The sequence below is a fragment of the Cupriavidus sp. U2 genome (assembly GCF_009663685.2).
GTDB classification, from domain to species: Bacteria; Pseudomonadota; Gammaproteobacteria; order Burkholderiales; family Burkholderiaceae; genus Cupriavidus; species Cupriavidus necator_C.
In genome coordinates this window covers 103,430-120,879 of sequence record NZ_RCOG02000012.1, presented here as the reverse complement: position 1 = coordinate 120,879, position 17,450 = coordinate 103,430, and the positions used below count along the sequence as shown (strand labels likewise).

The 17,450-nt window shown below is 67.6% G+C and carries 20 protein-coding genes; 16 read left to right on the top strand and 4 right to left on the bottom strand.

Going from position 1 to position 17,450, the window contains the following annotated elements:
- Positions 1 to 62 precede the first annotated feature (62 nt).
- The 16 genes from D9X30_RS10780 to D9X30_RS10705 all read left to right on the top strand — a co-directional run bounded on the left by D9X30_RS10780 (position 63) and on the right by D9X30_RS10705 (position 14,163).
- The gene (locus D9X30_RS10780; RefSeq protein WP_228770828.1) at positions 63 to 752 is read left to right on the top strand and encodes an AzlC family ABC transporter permease; all 690 of its coding nucleotides are present in this window, start codon (positions 63 to 65) and stop codon (positions 750 to 752) included.
- Positions 749 to 1,072, top strand: coding sequence for an AzlD domain-containing protein (locus D9X30_RS10775; RefSeq protein ID WP_153946573.1), 324 nt, complete (start codon positions 749 to 751; stop codon positions 1,070 to 1,072). Before D9X30_RS10780 ends, D9X30_RS10775 begins: the two co-directional genes overlap by 4 nt.
- Positions 1,069 to 1,779, top strand: a complete 711-nt coding sequence (murU, locus tag D9X30_RS10770; protein WP_153946572.1) for an N-acetylmuramate alpha-1-phosphate uridylyltransferase MurU — start codon at positions 1,069 to 1,071, stop codon at positions 1,777 to 1,779. The genes D9X30_RS10775 and murU overlap by 4 nt, the downstream gene beginning before the upstream one ends.
- A gap of 126 nt (positions 1,780 to 1,905) precedes the next feature.
- Entirely contained in the window at positions 1,906 to 3,303 is a 1,398-nt protein-coding gene (locus D9X30_RS10765) for an aminopeptidase P N-terminal domain-containing protein (RefSeq protein WP_153946571.1), read from the top strand.
- On the top strand, positions 3,300 to 3,764 hold the full coding sequence (locus D9X30_RS10760; RefSeq protein ID WP_153946570.1) for a hypothetical protein: 465 nt from the start codon (positions 3,300 to 3,302) through the stop codon (positions 3,762 to 3,764). The genes D9X30_RS10765 and D9X30_RS10760 overlap by 4 nt, the downstream gene beginning before the upstream one ends.
- Complete coding sequence (locus tag D9X30_RS10755; RefSeq protein ID WP_502799626.1) at positions 3,742 to 5,016, top strand: UbiH/UbiF/VisC/COQ6 family ubiquinone biosynthesis hydroxylase; 1,275 nt, start codon at positions 3,742 to 3,744, stop codon at positions 5,014 to 5,016. Before D9X30_RS10760 ends, D9X30_RS10755 begins: the two co-directional genes overlap by 23 nt.
- A gap of 174 nt (positions 5,017 to 5,190) precedes the next feature.
- The gene (dusB, locus tag D9X30_RS10750; RefSeq protein ID WP_249640938.1) at positions 5,191 to 6,261 is read left to right on the top strand and encodes a tRNA dihydrouridine synthase DusB; all 1,071 of its coding nucleotides are present in this window, start codon (positions 5,191 to 5,193) and stop codon (positions 6,259 to 6,261) included.
- Positions 6,258 to 6,491: a Fis family transcriptional regulator gene (locus D9X30_RS10745; protein ID WP_066739474.1), complete on the top strand. Its 234-nt coding sequence runs from the start codon at positions 6,258 to 6,260 to the stop codon at positions 6,489 to 6,491. The genes dusB and D9X30_RS10745 overlap by 4 nt, the downstream gene beginning before the upstream one ends.
- Before the next feature lie 16 nt (positions 6,492 to 6,507).
- On the top strand, positions 6,508 to 8,082 hold the full coding sequence (gene purH, locus D9X30_RS10740; protein ID WP_153946569.1) for a bifunctional phosphoribosylaminoimidazolecarboxamide formyltransferase/IMP cyclohydrolase: 1,575 nt from the start codon (positions 6,508 to 6,510) through the stop codon (positions 8,080 to 8,082).
- A 106-nt stretch (positions 8,083 to 8,188) separates the two neighbouring features.
- On the top strand, positions 8,189 to 8,734 hold the full coding sequence (ruvC, locus tag D9X30_RS10735) for a crossover junction endodeoxyribonuclease RuvC (protein ID WP_153946805.1): 546 nt from the start codon (positions 8,189 to 8,191) through the stop codon (positions 8,732 to 8,734).
- 94 nt (positions 8,735 to 8,828) lie between these two features.
- Positions 8,829 to 10,004, top strand: coding sequence for a glycerophosphodiester phosphodiesterase (locus tag D9X30_RS10730; protein WP_153946568.1), 1,176 nt, complete (start codon positions 8,829 to 8,831; stop codon positions 10,002 to 10,004).
- A gap of 54 nt (positions 10,005 to 10,058) precedes the next feature.
- Positions 10,059 to 10,640, top strand: coding sequence for a Holliday junction branch migration protein RuvA (gene ruvA, locus D9X30_RS10725; RefSeq protein WP_153946567.1), 582 nt, complete (start codon positions 10,059 to 10,061; stop codon positions 10,638 to 10,640).
- A gap of 84 nt (positions 10,641 to 10,724) precedes the next feature.
- Entirely contained in the window at positions 10,725 to 11,792 is a 1,068-nt protein-coding gene (ruvB, locus tag D9X30_RS10720) for a Holliday junction branch migration DNA helicase RuvB (protein ID WP_153946566.1), read from the top strand.
- A gap of 228 nt (positions 11,793 to 12,020) precedes the next feature.
- The gene (locus D9X30_RS10715) at positions 12,021 to 12,611 is read left to right on the top strand and encodes a hypothetical protein (RefSeq protein WP_153946565.1); all 591 of its coding nucleotides are present in this window, start codon (positions 12,021 to 12,023) and stop codon (positions 12,609 to 12,611) included.
- Between the two features lie 64 nt (positions 12,612 to 12,675).
- Positions 12,676 to 13,263, top strand: coding sequence for a BPSL1445 family SYLF domain-containing lipoprotein (locus D9X30_RS10710; protein ID WP_153946564.1), 588 nt, complete (start codon positions 12,676 to 12,678; stop codon positions 13,261 to 13,263).
- Between the two features lie 165 nt (positions 13,264 to 13,428).
- Positions 13,429 to 14,163 (top strand): queuosine precursor transporter, encoded by a 735-nt coding sequence (locus tag D9X30_RS10705; protein WP_153946563.1) that lies wholly within the window; start codon positions 13,429 to 13,431, stop codon positions 14,161 to 14,163.
- Between the two features lie 30 nt (positions 14,164 to 14,193).
- Here D9X30_RS10705 and D9X30_RS10700 read toward each other — a convergent pair whose 3' ends face one another.
- Genes D9X30_RS10700 through tyrS form a run of 4 tightly spaced genes read right to left on the bottom strand, consistent with a single transcriptional unit; the run spans position 14,194 to position 17,310 of the window.
- On the bottom strand, positions 14,194 to 14,868 hold the full coding sequence (locus D9X30_RS10700) for a histidine phosphatase family protein (RefSeq protein ID WP_153946562.1): 675 nt from the start codon (positions 14,866 to 14,868) through the stop codon (positions 14,194 to 14,196).
- A gap of 55 nt (positions 14,869 to 14,923) precedes the next feature.
- A complete protein-coding gene (locus tag D9X30_RS10695) occupies positions 14,924 to 15,571 on the bottom strand; it encodes a YbhB/YbcL family Raf kinase inhibitor-like protein (RefSeq protein ID WP_153946561.1) in 648 nt (215 codons plus the stop codon).
- Between the two features lie 19 nt (positions 15,572 to 15,590).
- Positions 15,591 to 16,061, bottom strand: a complete 471-nt coding sequence (dtd, locus tag D9X30_RS10690) for a D-aminoacyl-tRNA deacylase (RefSeq protein ID WP_066739485.1) — start codon at positions 16,059 to 16,061, stop codon at positions 15,591 to 15,593.
- Positions 16,062 to 16,068: 7 nt separating this feature from the next.
- Positions 16,069 to 17,310, bottom strand: coding sequence for a tyrosine--tRNA ligase (tyrS, locus tag D9X30_RS10685; RefSeq protein WP_153946560.1), 1,242 nt, complete (start codon positions 17,308 to 17,310; stop codon positions 16,069 to 16,071).
- Positions 17,311 to 17,450: the final 140 nt, after the last annotated feature.

Here is a 17,450-nt window from a genome sequence, read left to right as displayed (position 1 = left end):
CCCCGGACCCTTCCATCACGCGCCGCGGCGAGTGGTGGGCCGGGGTCTGCGCGCTGGCGCCGATGCTGCTGGGCGTGGTGCCGTTCGGGCTGATCTACGGCGTGCTGGCCGTCAACGCCGGCATGCCGGCCTGGCTGGCCTGCGCGATGAGCGCCATTGTCTTCGGCGGCGCGTCGCAGATGATCCTGACCCAGTTGTGGTCGGCCGGCACCCCGGCCCTGGTCATCGCGTTCACGGTGGCCATGGTCAACCTGCGTCACGCGCTGTATTCCGCCACCATCGCGCCGTCGCTGGCGCCCCTGCCGCGCCGCTGGAAGGCGCTGGTGGCCTACCTGCTGACCGACGAGGCATTTGCCGCGATGACGCGGCGCCTGGGCGATACCGGCCCGCGTGCCCGCTACCGCCACTGGTTCTACTTTGGCGCCGGCATCGCGCTGTGGTCGAGCTGGCAGCTGTCGACACTGGCCGGCGTGCTCGTGGGCGCCCAGGTGCCACGCGACTGGCCGCTCGATTTCTTCCTGCCGCTGACCTTCATCGCCATCATCGTGCCGAACCTCAAGCACCGCGCACAGGTGGCGGCCGCGCTGGTGGCTACCGCGCTGGCCGTGGCCTGCTACGCGATGCCGCACAAGCTCGGCATCATGGTGGCGGCGCTGGGCGGCATTGCCGCGGGTATGCTGCTGCTCGAACGCAACCGCCGCGGCGGGCACCACGCGGCCGGCGCGCCCGACCGCAAGGAGCACGTGGCATGACGTCGCTGACGCTGCTGTGGGTGTTCCTGGGCGCGGGCCTTGCCACTTACCTGATCCGGCTGTCGTTCATCGCCGTCGAAGGCCGCGTGCGCCTGCCGCCGTGGTTCCGCACCGCGCTGCAGTTCGTGCCGGCCGCCATGCTGTCCGCGCTGATCGCGCCCGACCTGCTGATGCAGGACGGCGCCTTGTACCTGAGCCCCTACAACGCACGCCTGGTGGCTGGCCTGGTGGCCATCGTCGTGGCGGCCCGCACCCGCAGTGTGGGCTGGACGATTGCCAGCGGCATGGCCACCCTGATCGGCCTGGAGACCCTGTTTTGAAAGCGATGATCTTCGCCGCCGGGCGCGGTGACCGCATGCGCCCGCTGACCGATACCACGCCCAAGCCCCTGCTGGCCGTGGGCGGCAAGCCGCTGATCGTCTGGCAGATCGAGGCGCTGGCCCGCGCCGGGTTCCGCGACATCGTCATCAACCATGCGTGGCTGGGCGACAAGCTCGAAGCGGCGCTCGGCGACGGGCGCCAGTTCGGCGTGCGCATCCACTGGTCTGCGGAAGGCACCGCGCTGGAAACCGCGGGCGGTATCGCCCATGCGCTGCCGCTGCTGACCGCCGGGGGCGGCGACGGGGTCTTCCTGGCCGTGTCGGGCGACATCTTCTGCGATTTCGACTATCGGCAGCTGCTGCCGCGCACCCGTGCCATGGCGGCCGCCGCGCGCCCGCAGATGCATCTGGTGATGGTGCCCAACCCCCCGTTCCATCCGCAGGGCGATTTCGTGCTGGGCGATGACGGCCATCTGCGCATGCCCGCCGACGGCGCGGCCGGCCAGGCGATGACCTTCGGCAATATCGGGCTCTACGACACGCGCCTGTTCCGCGATGTCGCGCCGGGCCAGAAGGTGGCCATGTCGCCGTATTACCGCGAGGCGATCCGCCAGGGTACGGCAACCGGCGAACGCTTCGATGGCCGATGGGAAAACGTCGGCACGCCCGAGCAGCTGGCGGCCCTGGACCGCGCGCTGCGCGGCTGAAGGTCCGGATTCGCACGGCGCGCACCGCCCGCGCAGACATTCAAGCGCCTTTCAGGTCGCACGTCGCGCCCGCATCGCGCGCCGTCGGGTTTAGAATCGGCACATTCCCCTCACCGGCTTCCCTTCATGTCCGCACCCGATTCCGCTCTCCTTGGCGCGTGCCGCGACCGCCGTGCCCGTGTGCTGCAACACCTGCGCGCCCATGGCGGCGGCGTGGCCATCGTGCCGACCGCCCCGGAAGCCATGCGCAACCGCGACAGCGACTATCCGTACCGGCACGACAGCTATTTCTATTACCTGACCGGCTTCACCGAGCCCGAGGCCGTGCTCGTGCTGGTGGCCGGCGCGGGGGGCGAAGGTGAGGACCGGAGCATCCTGTTCTGCCGTCCGAAGCATGAAGAGCGCGAGATCTGGGACGGTTTCCGCTTTGGACCCGAAGGCGCCCGCGCGACCTTCGGCTTCGACGAGGCCCATTCGGTCGAGGAGATCGACAAGCTGCTGCCGCCGCTACTGGCCAACCGCGCGCAGCTGGCCTACCCGCTGGCCGCCACCCCCGACATCGACGCGAACGTGCGCCGCTGGCTCGACGCCGTGCGCATGCAGGGCCGCGCCGGCGTGTCGTCGCCGTCGGTAGCCGTGGATGTGCGCACGCTGCTCGACGAAATGCGCCTGTTCAAGGATGCCGGCGAAATCGCCACGATGCGCCGCGCCGCCGAGATTTCGGCCCAGGCCCATGTGCGGGCCATGCGCACATCGCGTGCCGGGCTGCGCGAATTCCACCTCGAAGCCGAACTGCTCTACGAATTTCGCCGGCACGGCGCGCAGAGCGTGGCCTACAACTCGATCGTTGCGGCCGGCCCCAACGCCTGCGTGCTGCACTACCGCGCCGGTCCGGCCGAGCTGCGCGACGGCGACCTGTGCCTGATCGACGCCGGCTGCGAACTGGACGGCTACGCGTCGGACATCACGCGCACCTTCCCGGTGTCGGGCCGCTTCACGCCTGCCCAGCGCGAACTGTATGACCTGGTGCTGGCCGCGCAGGATGCCGCCATCGCCGAGACACGCGCCGGCGTGCCCTACAACGTGCCGCATGACGCGGCGGTGAAGGTGCTGGCGCAGGGCATGCTCGACACGGGCCTGCTCGACCGCAACAAGGAAGGCACGCTCGATGACGTGCTGGCCAGCGGCAGCTATCGCCGCTTCTACATGCACCGCACGGGCCACTGGCTCGGCATGGACGTGCACGACGTGGGCGAGTATCGCGTGCCCGGTCCGCTGCCGGCCAGCCAGGAAGGCGAACGCCCGTGGCGTCCGCTGGAACCGGGCATGGTGCTGACCATCGAGCCCGGCATCTACGTGCGCCCGGCCGAAGACGTGCCCGAACGCTACTGGCATATCGGCATCCGCATCGAGGATGACGCCGTGGTGACCTCGGGTGAATGTGAACTGATTACGCGCGGCGTGCCGGTAAAGGCCGACGAGATCGAGGCACTGATGCGCGGCAATGGAGGATCGTCGCGATGAAGGCGTTGTTGAGCAAGCTGTTTGGCGTGGGCGTACCGAAGCACCGGCACACCGTCCAGGCCGTGGACCCGAACCAGCCATTCGTGGTGAACCTGTATGACGACCGACTGGTCGTGCATCGCCCGGATGGCCAGCGCGAAGAACTGGCGTGGGACGGGCTGGAACGCGTGGTGGTGCGCGTCTCGGACCGCGCTCCCTGGGCGGGCACGCCGTGGCTGATCCTGGCCGGCGACGCCGACAGCCAGCAGGGCTGTGTGGTGCCGATGACGGCGGCCAACCACGATGCGCTGGTCGAACGGCTGCGGCAACTGCCCGGCTTCAGCCAGCAGAAGCTCGATAACGCGATGCGCGATGCCGCCGCCGGCAAGTCGCGCACCGATGCGAACCTGTGGAAGCGCGGCGCGGCCGAGGCGGCGCCCGTGCAGGAGGAAGCCAGCCATGACGCAAGCGGCCAGCCCTGACACTGCCGGTGCCGCACCGGTGATGGATGCCGAGCCGCGCGATATTGCCATCGTTGGCGGCGGTCCGGTGGGCCTGGCGCTGGCCTGCCAACTGCTGCGCACCACGCACTGGCGCATGACGCTGATCGACGCGGCGACGCCCGCCCGCGCCGCACGCGATCCGCGTGCCATCGCCCTGTCGCACGGCAGCCGCCAGTTGCTGGAGCAGATCGGCGCCTGGCCCGTGCCCGCACAACCGATCGAGCACATTCACGTGTCGCAGCGCGGCCGCTTCGGCCATGTGAAGCTGCATCATGACGACTATGGCGTGCCGGCACTGGGCCACGTGGTCAAGTACGGCGACCTGTGCCAGACGCTGGAACGCGCACTCGCCCGTGTCGCCGACGCCGCGCCGGGCCGCCTGCAACGCGTTTTCGAGACCCGCATCGCGCATATCGACCAGCAAGGCGACCGGGGCGAACGCGAAAACGCCGCCCTCGTGCGGCTGAGCGGCACCACCCATGTCGACCAGGAAAGCCTGCCAGTGACGTATGCGCCACGCATCGCCATCCAGGCCGAAGGCGGACTGTTCCACCAGCAGGTGCAGCGCCTGGCGCGCGGCACCGAAGTTACCCGGCGCCGCGACTACGGCCAGACCGCGATCATTGGCCATGTCAACTGCTCGCAGTTGCAGCCGGGCTGGGCCTGGGAACGCTTTACCGACGAGGGGCCCCTGGCGCTGTTGCCGCACGAGGATCATGGCGTGCCGGGCTATGCGCTGGTCTGGTGTTGCGCGCCGGAACAGGCGCAACGGCGCCTGGCACTGTCCGACGCCGAGTTCGCCGAGGAACTGGGCCGGGCCTTCGGCACGCGCCTGGGGCGTTTCACCCTGGTGGGCAAGCGGCACGCCTTCCCGCTGGGACTCAATGCCGCGCCGGTCACCGTCAGCGGCCGGGTGGCCGCCGTCGGAAATGCGGCGCAAACGTTACATCCGGTAGCCGGCCAAGGCCTGAACCTGGGTTTGCGCGATGCCTTTGCGCTGGCCGATTCGCTGAGGGCGGGGTGCACGCCGCAGGCATTGCAGACATTCGCCACCCGCCACCGCCTGGACCGTGCCATGACGATCGGCATTACCGATCTGCTGCCGCGCGTGTTCGGTATCGGCGGGCCGCTGGCGGCCCATGCGCGCGGCGCATCGCTGGCAGCCCTGGCGTGCGTAGCACCGCTCAAGCATGCGCTGGCCCGGCAAATGATGTTTGGCGCACGCCGATAGCACCACTCGCGGGGGGCGGCGCCCTGCCGCCCCACGATATTTGCTCATTTATTGGGCAACCGTATCAGTTTGGCGGTAAAATCCCGGCCTCGCCCATGACCCCGACCACGCCGACAGCTGTTCCGGCAGGGGCATGTTTTTGCCAGTTCCCAGCCAGATTCCAGCCTCGCCACCGTGCAGATCGGTCCCCACCAGCTCCGCAACAACCTCTTTGTCGCCCCCATGGCCGGGGTGACGGACCGGCCGTTCCGGCAACTGTGCAAGCAGTTGGGCGCGGGTTACGCGGTGTCCGAGATGGTGGCGTCCAACGCGCAGCTCTGGAAGAGCGAGAAGACCATGCGCCGCGCCAATCACGCGGGCGAGGTCGAGCCGATCTCGGTGCAGATTGCCGGCGCCGAGCCGTCGATGATGGCCGAGGCGGCGCGCTACAACGTTGACCGGGGCGCGCAGATCATCGACATCAACATGGGCTGCCCGGCCAAGAAGGTGTGCAATGTGGCCGCCGGATCGGCGCTGCTGCAGAACGAACCGCTCGTGGTACGCATCGTCGAGGCCGTGGTGGGCGCCGTGGGCGACCGCGTGCCGGTCACGCTGAAGATCCGCACCGGCTGGGACCGCGAGCACAAGAATGCGCTGCGCGTGGCGCGCATGGCCGAAGACGCCGGCATCAGCATGCTGACGATCCATGGCCGCACCCGCGCCGACCTGTACCACGGCGAGGCCGAGTACGAGACCATCGCCGCGGTCAAGGCGGCGCTGCGCATTCCGGTGGTGGCCAACGGCGACATCACGTCGCCGCAGAAGGCGAAGCTGGTGCTGGAAGCGACCGGCGCCGACGCCATCATGATCGGCCGTGCCGCGCAGGGGCGTCCGTGGCTGTTTCGCGAGATCGAGCACTTCCTGAAGACCGGCGAACTGCTGCCGGCGCCCGAAGTGGCCGAGATCCGGGCGATCATGAACCATCACCTGGCCGATCACTACGCGTTCTACGGTGAATTCACCGGCGTGCGCACCGCGCGCAAGCATATTGCCTGGTACACGCGCGGGCTGAAGGGCGCGAACCTGTTCCGCCATCGCATGAACACGCTGGAAACCACGGGCGCGCAGCTGGAAGCGGTCAATGCGTTCTTCGACGAGCAGGCGGCCATCTCGGATCGCCTGGTCTATGTCGACGACACCGCCGCCGCCACGGACGAAGAAGAAAACATCCACAACAAAAAGAAACGGGAACTGCTTGCCGCATGAGCCGCAACGCTATCGACCAATGTATCCGGGACAGCCTGGATACCTATTTTCGTGACCTGGACGGCGAAGAGCCGTCCAACATGTACAACATGGTGCTGGAGGCCGTGGAACGGCCGCTGCTGGAAGCCGTGATGTTGCGCGCGGAGCGCAACCAGTCGCTGGCGGCCGCGTATCTCGGCATCAACCGCAATACCCTTCGCAAGAAGCTGCAGCAACACGGATTACTTTGAAGCGTTCCCCCAAGCCATGATCAAGCAAGCCCTTCTCTCTGTTTCCGACAAGACCGGCATCGTCGATTTCGCCCGCGACCTGAACGCGCTCGGCGTCACGCTGCTGTCCACCGGCGGTACCGCCAAGCTGCTGGCCGACGCCGGCCTGCCCGTCACGGAAGTTGCCGACTACACCGGCTTCCCCGAAATGCTCGACGGCCGCGTCAAGACGCTGCACCCGAAGGTGCACGGCGGCATCCTGGCGCGCCGCGATCTGCCCGAGCACATGGCCGCCCTGGCCGAGCACGACATCCCGACGATCGACCTGCTGGTGGTGAACCTGTACCCGTTCCAGCAGACCGTGGCCAAGGATGACTGCACGCTGCCGGACGCCATCGAGAACATCGACATCGGCGGCCCGACCATGCTGCGCTCGGCGGCCAAGAACCACCGCGACGTGACCGTGATCGTGGATCCGGCCGACTACGCCGTGGTGCTCGACGAAATGCGCGCCAACGCCAACAGCGTGGGCTACGACACCAACTTCCGCCTGGCCACCAAGGTGTTCGCCCACACCGCGCAGTACGACGGCGCGATCACGAACTACCTGACCAGCCTCGGCACCGACAAGTCGCACCAGGGCCGCAGCAGCTATCCGCAGACGCTGAACCTGGCCTTCGAGAAGGTGCAGGAAATGCGCTATGGCGAGAATCCGCACCAGTCGGCCGCGTTCTACCGCGACCTGAAGACCGTGGACGGCGCGCTGGCCAACTACGTGCAGTTGCAGGGCAAGGAACTGTCGTACAACAACATCGCCGACGCCGACGCCGCGTGGGAATGCGTGAAGTCGTTCGACGCCGCCAACGGCGCCGCCTGCGTGATCATCAAGCACGCCAACCCGTGCGGCGTGGCGATCGGCGCCAACGCGCTGGAAGCCTACGACAAGGCCTTCAAGACCGATTCGACCTCGGCCTTCGGCGGCATCATCGCCTTCAACGTCGAGCTGGACGAGGCCGCAGCCCAGGCCGTGGCCAAGCAGTTCGTGGAAGTGCTGATCGCCCCGTCGTTCAGCACCGCCGCGCGCAACGTGTTTGCAGCCAAGCAGAACGTGCGCCTGCTGGAAATCCCGCTGGGCAAGGGCGTCAACCAGTATGACCTCAAGCGCGTGGGCGGCGGCCTGCTGGTGCAGGGCCCGGACGCCCGCAACGTGCAGCCGGGCGAACTGCGCGTGGTGACGCGCCGTCATCCGACCCCGAAGGAAATGGACGACCTGATGTTCGCCTGGCGCGTGGCCAAGTTCGTGAAGTCGAATGCCATCGTGTTCTGCGCCAACGGCATGACGCTGGGCGTCGGTGCCGGCCAGATGAGCCGTGTGGATTCGGCCCGCATCGCCAGCATCAAGGCCCAGAACGCCGGCCTGACGCTGGCCGGTTCGGCCGTGGCTTCGGACGCGTTCTTCCCGTTCCGCGACGGCCTGGACGTGGTGGTTGACGCTGGCGCCACCGTGGTGATCCAGCCGGGCGGCTCGATGCGCGATGACGAAGTGATCGCCGCCGCCGACGAGCGCGGTATCGCCATGGTGCTGACCGGCACGCGCCACTTCCGCCACTAAGCGTAGGCGGCCCCTCTCCCCGCTGTGCGGGAGAGGGGCGCAAACCTGCAGCATTGCAGGCGTGGGCAGCGTACACTACGCCCATCTGTTTCCCCCTCCCCGCTTCATGCGCATTCTCGGCATCGATCCCGGTCTGCGGACCACCGGCTTCGGCGTGCTCGAAAAGCACGGCAACAAGCTCGCCTATGTGGCCTCCGGCACGATCCGCAGTAATGGCGACGAAAGCCTGCCCCAGCGCCTGAAGACGCTCTATGACGGGATTGCCGAAGTCGCGCGCACCTATGCGCCCGATTGCGCGGCCATCGAGAAGGTCTTCGTCAACGTCAATCCGCAATCGACCCTGCTGCTGGGCCAGGCACGCGGCGCCGCCATCTGCGGCCTGGTGGGCCAGGGCCTGCCCGTGTTCGAATACACGGCACTGCAGCTGAAGGTGGCCGTGGTCGGTTACGGGCGCGCCAACAAGGACCAGGTGCAGGAGATGGTGATGCGCCTGCTGGCGCTGTCCGGCCGCCCCAGCAGCGATGCCGCCGACGCGCTGGGCGTGGCGATCTGCCATGCCAACGGGGGCGACACCCTTGGCACGCTGGCCACGATGGCGCCGGAACTGGCGCGCAAGGGGCTGCGCGTGCGGCGCGGCCGCCTGATCGGCTGACACATCTGCCCGGCGACTGACCGGTCCATGCGACGGGCCTGACGCCTGCGTCGCTTAGAATCGGCGTTCGAGCCCCCGCCCAGGAACGGCCCAGATGCCGCAATCCCTCGTTTTCCGATTTTCACTGGCTGCCGCCACGGCGACGCTGGTCGCCGGCTGCGTCACGGCGCCGCGCGCTCCGGTTGCCACCGCGACGCCGCCGGCCACGGCACCCGCACCGGCCGCCCCGGCCCCCGCGCCCGCCGCCCCGGCGCTGGTCATCGGTCATCGCGGCGCCAGCGCCCTGCGGCCCGAGCACACGCTGGCGTCGTACCAGAAGGCCATCGACGACGGCGCCGACATCATCGAACCCGACCTCGTGTCCACGAAGGATGGCGTGCTGGTGGCGCGCCACGAGAACGACATCACCGGCACCACCAACGTGGCCCAGGTGCCCGAGTTTGCCGGGCGACGCCGCATCAAGGTCATCGACGGCGAGCGCATCGACGGCTGGTTCACCGAGGACTTCACGCTGGCTGAACTCAAGACGCTGCGCGCCCGCGAGCGCATCCCCAGGCTGCGGCCCTACAACGCCAAGCTCAATGACCAGTTCGAAATCCCCACCTTCGACGAAATCCTGAAGCTGGCAGCGCAGGCGTCGGGCCGCCGCGGCAGCCCGGTGGGCATTTATCCCGAACTGAAGCATCCGAGCTACTTCCGCGGCATCGGCCTGCCGCTCGAAGAAAAGCTCGTCGCCACGCTGAAGGGCAATGCCTATGCGAAGACCGCCCCGGTCTACGTGCAGTCGTTCGAAGTGGGCCCGCTGCGGACCATGAAGCGGTTGCTGGGCAGCACCATGCCGAACGTGAAAATCGTCCAGCTGATCGGCAGCGCCCGGCAGCGTCCGGCCGACTGGCGGCTGGCGGGCGACAGCCGCACCTATGCGTCGATGCTGATGCCGCTGGGGCTGCGCGAGGTGGCCACCTACGCCAACGGCATCGGCCCCGAGAAGAGCCTGGTGATTCCGCGCGACGCCCACGGCCGGCTGGCGGCGCCTACGCCGCTGGTGGCCAACGCCCATGCCGCCGGCCTGTTGGTGCATCCGTACACGTTCCGTCCCGAGAACAGCTTCCTGCCGAAGACGCTGCGCGCGCCGGGCGACGATGCCACCCGCAACCCGGACGGCATGGTGCGCGAAGTGCAGGCCTTCCTGGCGGCCGGCATCGACGGCTTCTTCACGGACGACCCCGCACTGGGGCGTCGCGCCGTGGCCACGCCGGCCGGCCAGTAACCCCAAGGGCCGCGCTACACTTGCGGCCAGAATTCGCACCTGACCCCATCCATCATGATCGGACGCATCGCCGGCACCCTGCTTGAAAAGAATCCCCCGCATCTGCTGGTCGACTGCCACGGCGTCGGCTACGAGATCGATGTGCCGATGAGCACCTTCTACAACCTGCCTGCCACGGGTCACCCCGTGGTGCTGCTGACGCAGCAGATCATCCGCGAGGACGCCCACCTGCTGTTCGGCTTCGGCACCGCCACCGAGCGCAACACCTTCCGGGAGCTGATCAAGATCACCGGCATCGGCGCGCGCATGGCACTGGCCGTGCTGTCCGGCCTGTCCGTCCCGGAACTGGCGCAGGCCGTGACCATGCAGGAAGCCGGCCGGCTGACGAAAATCCCCGGCATTGGCAAGAAGACCGCCGAGCGCCTGCTGCTGGAGTTGAAGGGCAAGCTGGGCGCCGACCTGGGCCATGTGCCCGGTGCCGCGCCCGTGCCAGACAGCGCCGTCGATGTGCTTAACGCGCTGCTGGCGCTGGGGTATTCGGAAAAGGAAGCCGCGCAGGCGATCAAGCAGGTGCCGGCGGGCACGGGCGTGTCCGAGGGCATCAAGCTCGCGCTCAAGGCGCTGTCAAAGGGATAACGCTGCCGGCGCGGGATGACGCTGCGTGCTGGCGGGGCGTGCGCACTGGCAGCGTAGAATGGCGCCATATTGCCTTCCACTGCCATGATCGAAACCGACAAGCTCACCGGCGACCGCCCGCCGGAGCGCGTAATCTCCGCCACCCCCGCCTCCACCCAGGAAGAAGCCTTCGAACGCGCGCTGCGCCCGAAGCTGCTTGACGAATACGTCGGGCAGGAAAAGGTGCGTGGCCAGCTCGACATCTTCATGCACGCGGCCCGCAAGCGCCGCGAGGCGCTGGACCACGTGCTGCTGTTCGGCCCGCCGGGCCTGGGCAAGACCACGCTGGCCCACATCATCGCGCGCGAAATGGGTGTGAACCTGCGCCAGACGTCGGGGCCCGTGCTGGAGCGGCCCGGCGACCTGGCCGCGCTGCTGACCAACCTCGAAGCCCACGACGTCCTGTTCATCGACGAAATCCACCGCCTGTCGCCCGTGGTGGAGGAAATCCTGTACCCGGCGCTGGAGGACTACCAGATCGACATCATGATCGGCGAGGGCCCGGCCGCGCGTTCGGTCAAGCTCGACCTGCAGCCGTTCACGCTGGTGGGCGCCACCACGCGCGCCGGCATGCTGACCAACCCGCTGCGCGACCGCTTCGGCATCGTGGCACGGCTGGAGTTCTATACGGCCGACGAACTGGCGCGCATCGTCACGCGGTCGGCACAACTGCTCAACGCCACCATCGATGCAGGCGGCGCGCTCGAAATCGCACGGCGCGCGCGTGGCACCCCGCGTATCGCCAACCGGCTGCTGCGCCGGGTGCGCGACTTCGCCGAGGTCAAGAGCGACGGCACGATCACGCGCGAACTGGCCGACGCGGCGCTGGCGATGCTCGACGTGGACAGCGTCGGCTTCGACCTGATGGACCGCAAGCTGCTGGAGGCCGTGCTGCACAAGTTCGATGGCGGACCGGTGGGCGTGGACAACCTGGCAGCCGCCATCGGCGAAGCCCGCGACACGATCGAGGACGTGCTGGAGCCCTACATGATCCAGCAGGGCTACCTGCAGCGGACCCCGCGCGGCCGGGTGGCCACCGCCGCCGCCTATCGCCATTTCGGACTGGCGTCGCCGCAGAGCGACCGCGGCGACGGCGACGGCACCCTCCTCTGACATGCACCACGGCCCCGTTGCAGCGGCGGCGCAACAACCGCCCTTGCCGCCCGTTCGCGCGGCCACCTGACCCGGGCCACAACCGGCTGCGCGTGCGGCCGGGCGCCAATTAAACGTTTTCGGCAACCCCTGCAAGTTTTTTCGAAGTGGATTGATGGCTTATGGCCAGTTGTCCACAATGGCTCCATCCTTTTTACAAAATGCGCACGCGCGCCAACAAGGACAGCCATGAAAATCAGAGCCCAGCACGCCCTTTCCATTGCCGCCTGCCTGATGTTCGCCTGGGGCGGCGCCGCCCAGGCCCAGAAACCGTCGACCCCCGCGCCCATCGGCGTGGCCGAGGAAGCGGTGGTCAGCGGCCGGGTCGTCAATGTCGATCCCGACTCGAAGGCCGTGCTGGTCAAGGGCCCGGGCGGCAATCTGGTCGAAATCATCGCCGGTGACGAAGCCAAGAACATCGGCAACGTCAAAAAGGGCGACATCGTCACACTGACGCGCGGCGCGGCCGTGGTGGCCGGGCTGGAGCCCATCGGCAGCAAGGACACCGCGCTGATGGAGCAGGTCGAGCGCATCTCGCACGCGCCCGAGGGCGGCAAGCCCGGCGTCATGCGCGAAATCACGACCACCATTACCGCACAAGTCACCAATGTGGATGTTGCCAAGCGCACAGTCACGTTCCGCGGCCCGCGTGAGACTCTGCGCACCGTGAAGGTCCAGGACCCGAATATCGATCTCGCCAGTATCAAGAAGGGCCAGATGGCCAAGTTCGTGATCAAGGAAGTCGTGGCGATCACGGTCAAGGCACCAACCGCTGGCTGACCGGTCCGGCAACCCTGCCGCATCGCCTCTGACGCAGTACCTTTCCCCTCCAGGAGAACAACAAATGGATCGACGTCAGTTTGTCACCCGGGTCGCCGGGTCGGGCCTGCTGGTCGCCACGGCAGCATTTGCTGCCGGTTGCACGACGACGGGCACCAGCGCGGGCACCGATGCCGCGGCCCAGCGCCGGGAAATCGACGCCGGCGCCGATGGCGCGCTGAACCGGCTCTATTCTTCGGTGAAGAGCGCCCAGGAACTGGGCAATCGTGCGCAAGGCATCCTCGTGTTCCCGCGCGTGCTGTCAGGCGGCCTGGTGATCGGCGGCGAGTATGGCGATGGCGCGCTGCGCAGCAAGGGCGTCACGCAGGGCTACTACCGGACGATTGCAGGCTCCATCGGCCTGACCGCCGGGGGCCAGTCCCGCTCGGTCATCATCATGTTCATGACGCCCGAGGCGTACAACAAGTTCGTGCAGTCGAAGGGCTGGACCGTCGGCGCCGATGCCAGCGTGGCACTGGCCAAGGTGGGCGCCAACGGCACCATCGATACCGTGACGGCGCAGCAGCCTGTCATTGCCTTCGTCCAGACCAACGCCGGGGCGATGGTCGATGTGTCGCTGAACGGCGCGAAGATCAGCAAGCTCGACATCTGACGCCCGGCTCCGGCCCCGCCCTGTCAGGGCGGCAAGGCGGGACAGCGGATGGAAACGCCCGGCTTCGGCCGGGCTTTTTCATGGGCGCGCCACGCGCACGCGTCGCCACTGGCATAATCGCGCGAATCACGCCGCCCCTGCGCTGCCCGCCCCCGGATGCCACCCATGCAAGAACCGCTTGCCGCCACCGCCGCCCCCGGCCATTCCGGGCGTGTCTATCGCTACTACGACCTCGTGATGGTGGCCTTTGTCACGGTGCTGCTGTGCTCGAACCTGATCGGTGCGGCCAAGGCGGCGCAGGTCACGCTGCCGGTGATCGGTCCGGTCACGTTCGGCGCGGGCGTGCTGTTCTTCCCGGTCTCGTACATCTTTGGCGACGTGCTCACCGAGGTCTACGGCTACGGCCGCGACCGGCGCGTGGTCTGGGCCGGCTTCGCCGCGCTGGCGTTTGCCACGTTCATGGCCTTCGTCGTGCTGCGCATGCCCGTGGCGCCGTTCATGATCGATTACCAGAAAAGCCTGGAAGACGTGTTCGGCAACACCTGGCGCATTGCGCTGGGGTCCCTGATCGCGTTCTGCTGTGGCAGTTTCGCCAATAGCTACACCCTGGCCAAGATGAAGCTCTGGACCGGCGGCCGCTGGCTCTGGACGCGGACGATCGGCTCGACCCTGGCGGGCGAGCTCGTCGATTCATCGCTGTTCTACGTGATTGCGTTCTACGGCATCTGGCCGCTGGAAAAGGTCATCCAGGTGGCCATCGCGCAGTACATCCTGAAGACCGGCTGGGAAGTCGTGATGACCCCCGTGACCTACAAGGTGGTGGGATTCCTGAAACGGGCGGAGAACGAGGACTGGTACGACCGGAACACCAATTTCACGCCGTTCCGGCTGCGGGTGTAGGCGTTCGGCCCTGACGGCGCGCGCCGCGTCTCACGGTACGCGGCGATCGACCTCGTCCAGCGTCAGCGCCTCGAGATGGCTGACATCGGCCCATTGCAGCAGCGTCAGGTTGGCGCTGTCGCACCGCAGCCGGTTGACGCTGGCGTTCAGCAGCTCGTGCGAGCGCGGCGCCTCCAGCGTCATGCCGGTGGCCTCGCGATAGAGGCAATCGAGCACACCGCCGTGGGCCACCAGCGCGATCCGTTCGCCCGGATGGCGGCGCGACAGCGACAGCGCCACCTCCACCGCCCGCTCGTGGAATTCACGCAGCGACTCACCGGCCGGTGGCGCATAGTCGGGCACGCGCGCCTGCCAGCGGGCAAAGTCGTCGGGCCGCTTTTCCGCCACTTCCGCGTAGGTCATGCCTTCGAGCTCGCCGTAGCAGCGTTCGCGCAGGCGCGGCTCGGCGCGCACGGACAAACCCAGCGCATGCGCCAGCGGCGTGGCCGTTTCGAACGCACGCCCCAGATCGCTGGTGTACACCGCATCGATCGGCTCGCCGGTCAGCGCTTCGGCCAGCGCACGGGCCTGGGCACGGCCCGTGTCATTGAGCGGAATGTCGATCTGGCCCTGCAGCCGCCTTTCGCGGTTCCAGGCCGTCTCGCCATGGCGGATCACGATCAGGTGGGTGTAGGCCAGCGACTGCGGGCCGTTACTTTGCAACATGCCAGTTCCTTGGGGGCGACGGATTTGGGCGGTGTGTGGCGCGGCGACTGCCTGCTTACTTCACCAGCTTCGGGTTCAGCGTGTAGGTGCCGGTGTAGCTGGCCTGCGCCAGCACGTGGCCGTCGATCGCCCGGCGCACGTCGGCGCCGGTGAACTTGCCCTCCACCGGCACACGGTCGATGTCGAGCGCATACACGGTGAACACGTAGCGGTGCACGATGGCATCGTTCCACGGCGGGCACGGGCCGTCGTAGCCGAAGTAGTCGCCCTTCATGTCAGGGTCGTTGGCGAACCAGCCCGTGTAGTCGTTCAGGCCGTGGCGCAGGCCGCCGGCCGTGGCGGTGCCCACCAGCGCCTCGGGGCCCGGCTTGCCGCGCGCGATCACGCCGTCGCTATGCGTGCCGGCCGAGATCGTGCTCAGCCCGGGCGGAATATCGACCAGCACCCAGTGGAAAAAGTCCACGCGCGGCAGCGACGCCGGCACCTCGCGGCCCTCCTGGTTCACGTCGTCGCCCTTGCTGGGCACATCGGGGTCGTGGACGATCAGCGCAAACGACCGGGTGCCGGCCGGAAAGTCTTCCCAGTGCAGGTCCGGGTTGCGGTTCGCCGACAACGCCACATGGCTGGCGGCATCGGGCACGCAGAAGGCAAACTCGCCGGGAATCGGCGCGTTGTCGGCAAAAGCCTTGCTCCAGAGTTTCATGAAGATCTCCTTCGATATGTCAGGCAGTTCCGGCCGGGGGCACGCGCAGCCAGAACGTCACGGGGCCATCGTTGGTCAGGCTGACCTGCATCATGGCGCCGAACTCGCCGGTCTGGACCGACGGATGCGCGGCGCGCGCGCGGGTCACGAAATGATCATAGAGGCGGCGGCCGTCTTCCGGTGCCGCCGCCGGGGTGAAGCTGGGGCGCGTGCCGCTGTTGGTATCGGCGGCCAGCGTGAACTGGGACACCACCAGCAAGCCGCCCGCCGTGCCCTGGCCGTCGATGTTCTGCACGGGCAGGTTCATCTTGCCCTCGGCATCGGAAAACACCCGGTACGACAGCAGCTTGGCCAGCAACCGTTCGGCCTGTGCCTCGGTGTCGCCGCGCTCGGCGCAGACCAGCGCCAGCAGGCCGGCGCCGATTTCGCCGGTGGTGCGGCCATCCACGGTCACGCGCGCCTGCGATACGCGCTGGATCAGGGCGATCATCGCCGCGTCAGGACAGCGTCACGCGCGCAAAACGGCGCTTGCCCACCTGCACGACATACGTGCCTGCAGCGACCTTGACCGCCTTGTCGCTGACGGTCTCGCCATCGATCTTCACGCCGCCCTGCTCGATATTGCGGTTGGCCTCGGACGTGGATGGCACCAGGTTGGCCAGCTTGAGCAGCTGGCCGATGCCCAGCGGGGCGCCTTCCAGCGTCACGGCGGGGATGTCGTCGGGAATGCCGCCACGGGCACGGTGGTTGAAGGCCTCGAGCGCGGCTTCGGCAGCGGCCTGGCTGTGGAAGCGCGCGACGATTTCCTGCGCCAGCAACACCTTGCAGTCACGCGGGTTGCGGCCCGCGGCGATTTCTTCCTTCATCAGGTCGATCTCGCTCATCGGACGGAACGACAGCAGCGTGAAGTACTGCCACATCAGGTCGTCCGAGATGCTCATCAGCTTGCCGAACATGTCGTTCGGGGCTTCGGTCACGCCGATGTAGTTGTTCTTGGACTTCGACATCTTCTCGACGCCGTCCAGACCCACCAGCAGCGGCATGGTCAGGATGCACTGCGACTCCTGGCCATATTCCTTCTGCAGCTCGCGACCCACCAGCAGGTTGAACTTCTGGTCCGTGCCGCCAAGTTCGAGATCGGACTTCAGCGCCACCGAATCGTAGCCCTGCATGAGTGGATAAAGGAACTCATGGACCGAAATCGGAATCCCAGTCCGGAACCGTTTGGTGAAGTCGTCGCGCTCCATCATCCGGGCCACCGTGTATTTGGCTGCCAGCTGGATCATGCCGCGCGCGCCGAGCGGATCGCACCACTCGCTGTTGTAGCGGATTTCGGTCTTCGCCGGATCGAGCACCAGGCTCGCCTGCTTGTAGTAGGTCTGGGCGTTGGCCTCGATCTGCTCGCGGGTGAGCGGCGGGCGGGTCGAATTGCGGCCGGACGGATCGCCAATCGTCGACGTGAAGTCGCCAATCAGGAAGATCACCTGGTGGCCCAGGTCCTGGAGCTGGCGGAGCTTGTTCAGCACCACGGTATGCCCGAGGTGGATGTCGGGTGCCGTGGGGTCCAGACCCAGCTTGATGCGCAGCGGCACGCCGGTGGCTTCGCTGCGTGCGAGCTTCTGGAGCCACTCGCCTTCAACCAGGAGCTCGTCGCAGCCGCGCTTGGTGATCTCCAGGGCGCGCATCACCGACGGCGTAAGTGGATAATTGGGCGCGGCGGCCGAGGACACTTCACTCATGACGTAAGTCTTTGAAATCTATAAGGAAACTGCGACGGACGACCAGAGCGGTTCTGGTATAATCCGCGCTTCGTGCCAGACGGGCCATCCGTCGGCAAACCGCCGCTCCAGGCGGCAATCAGACAACGCCCGCACCGCAC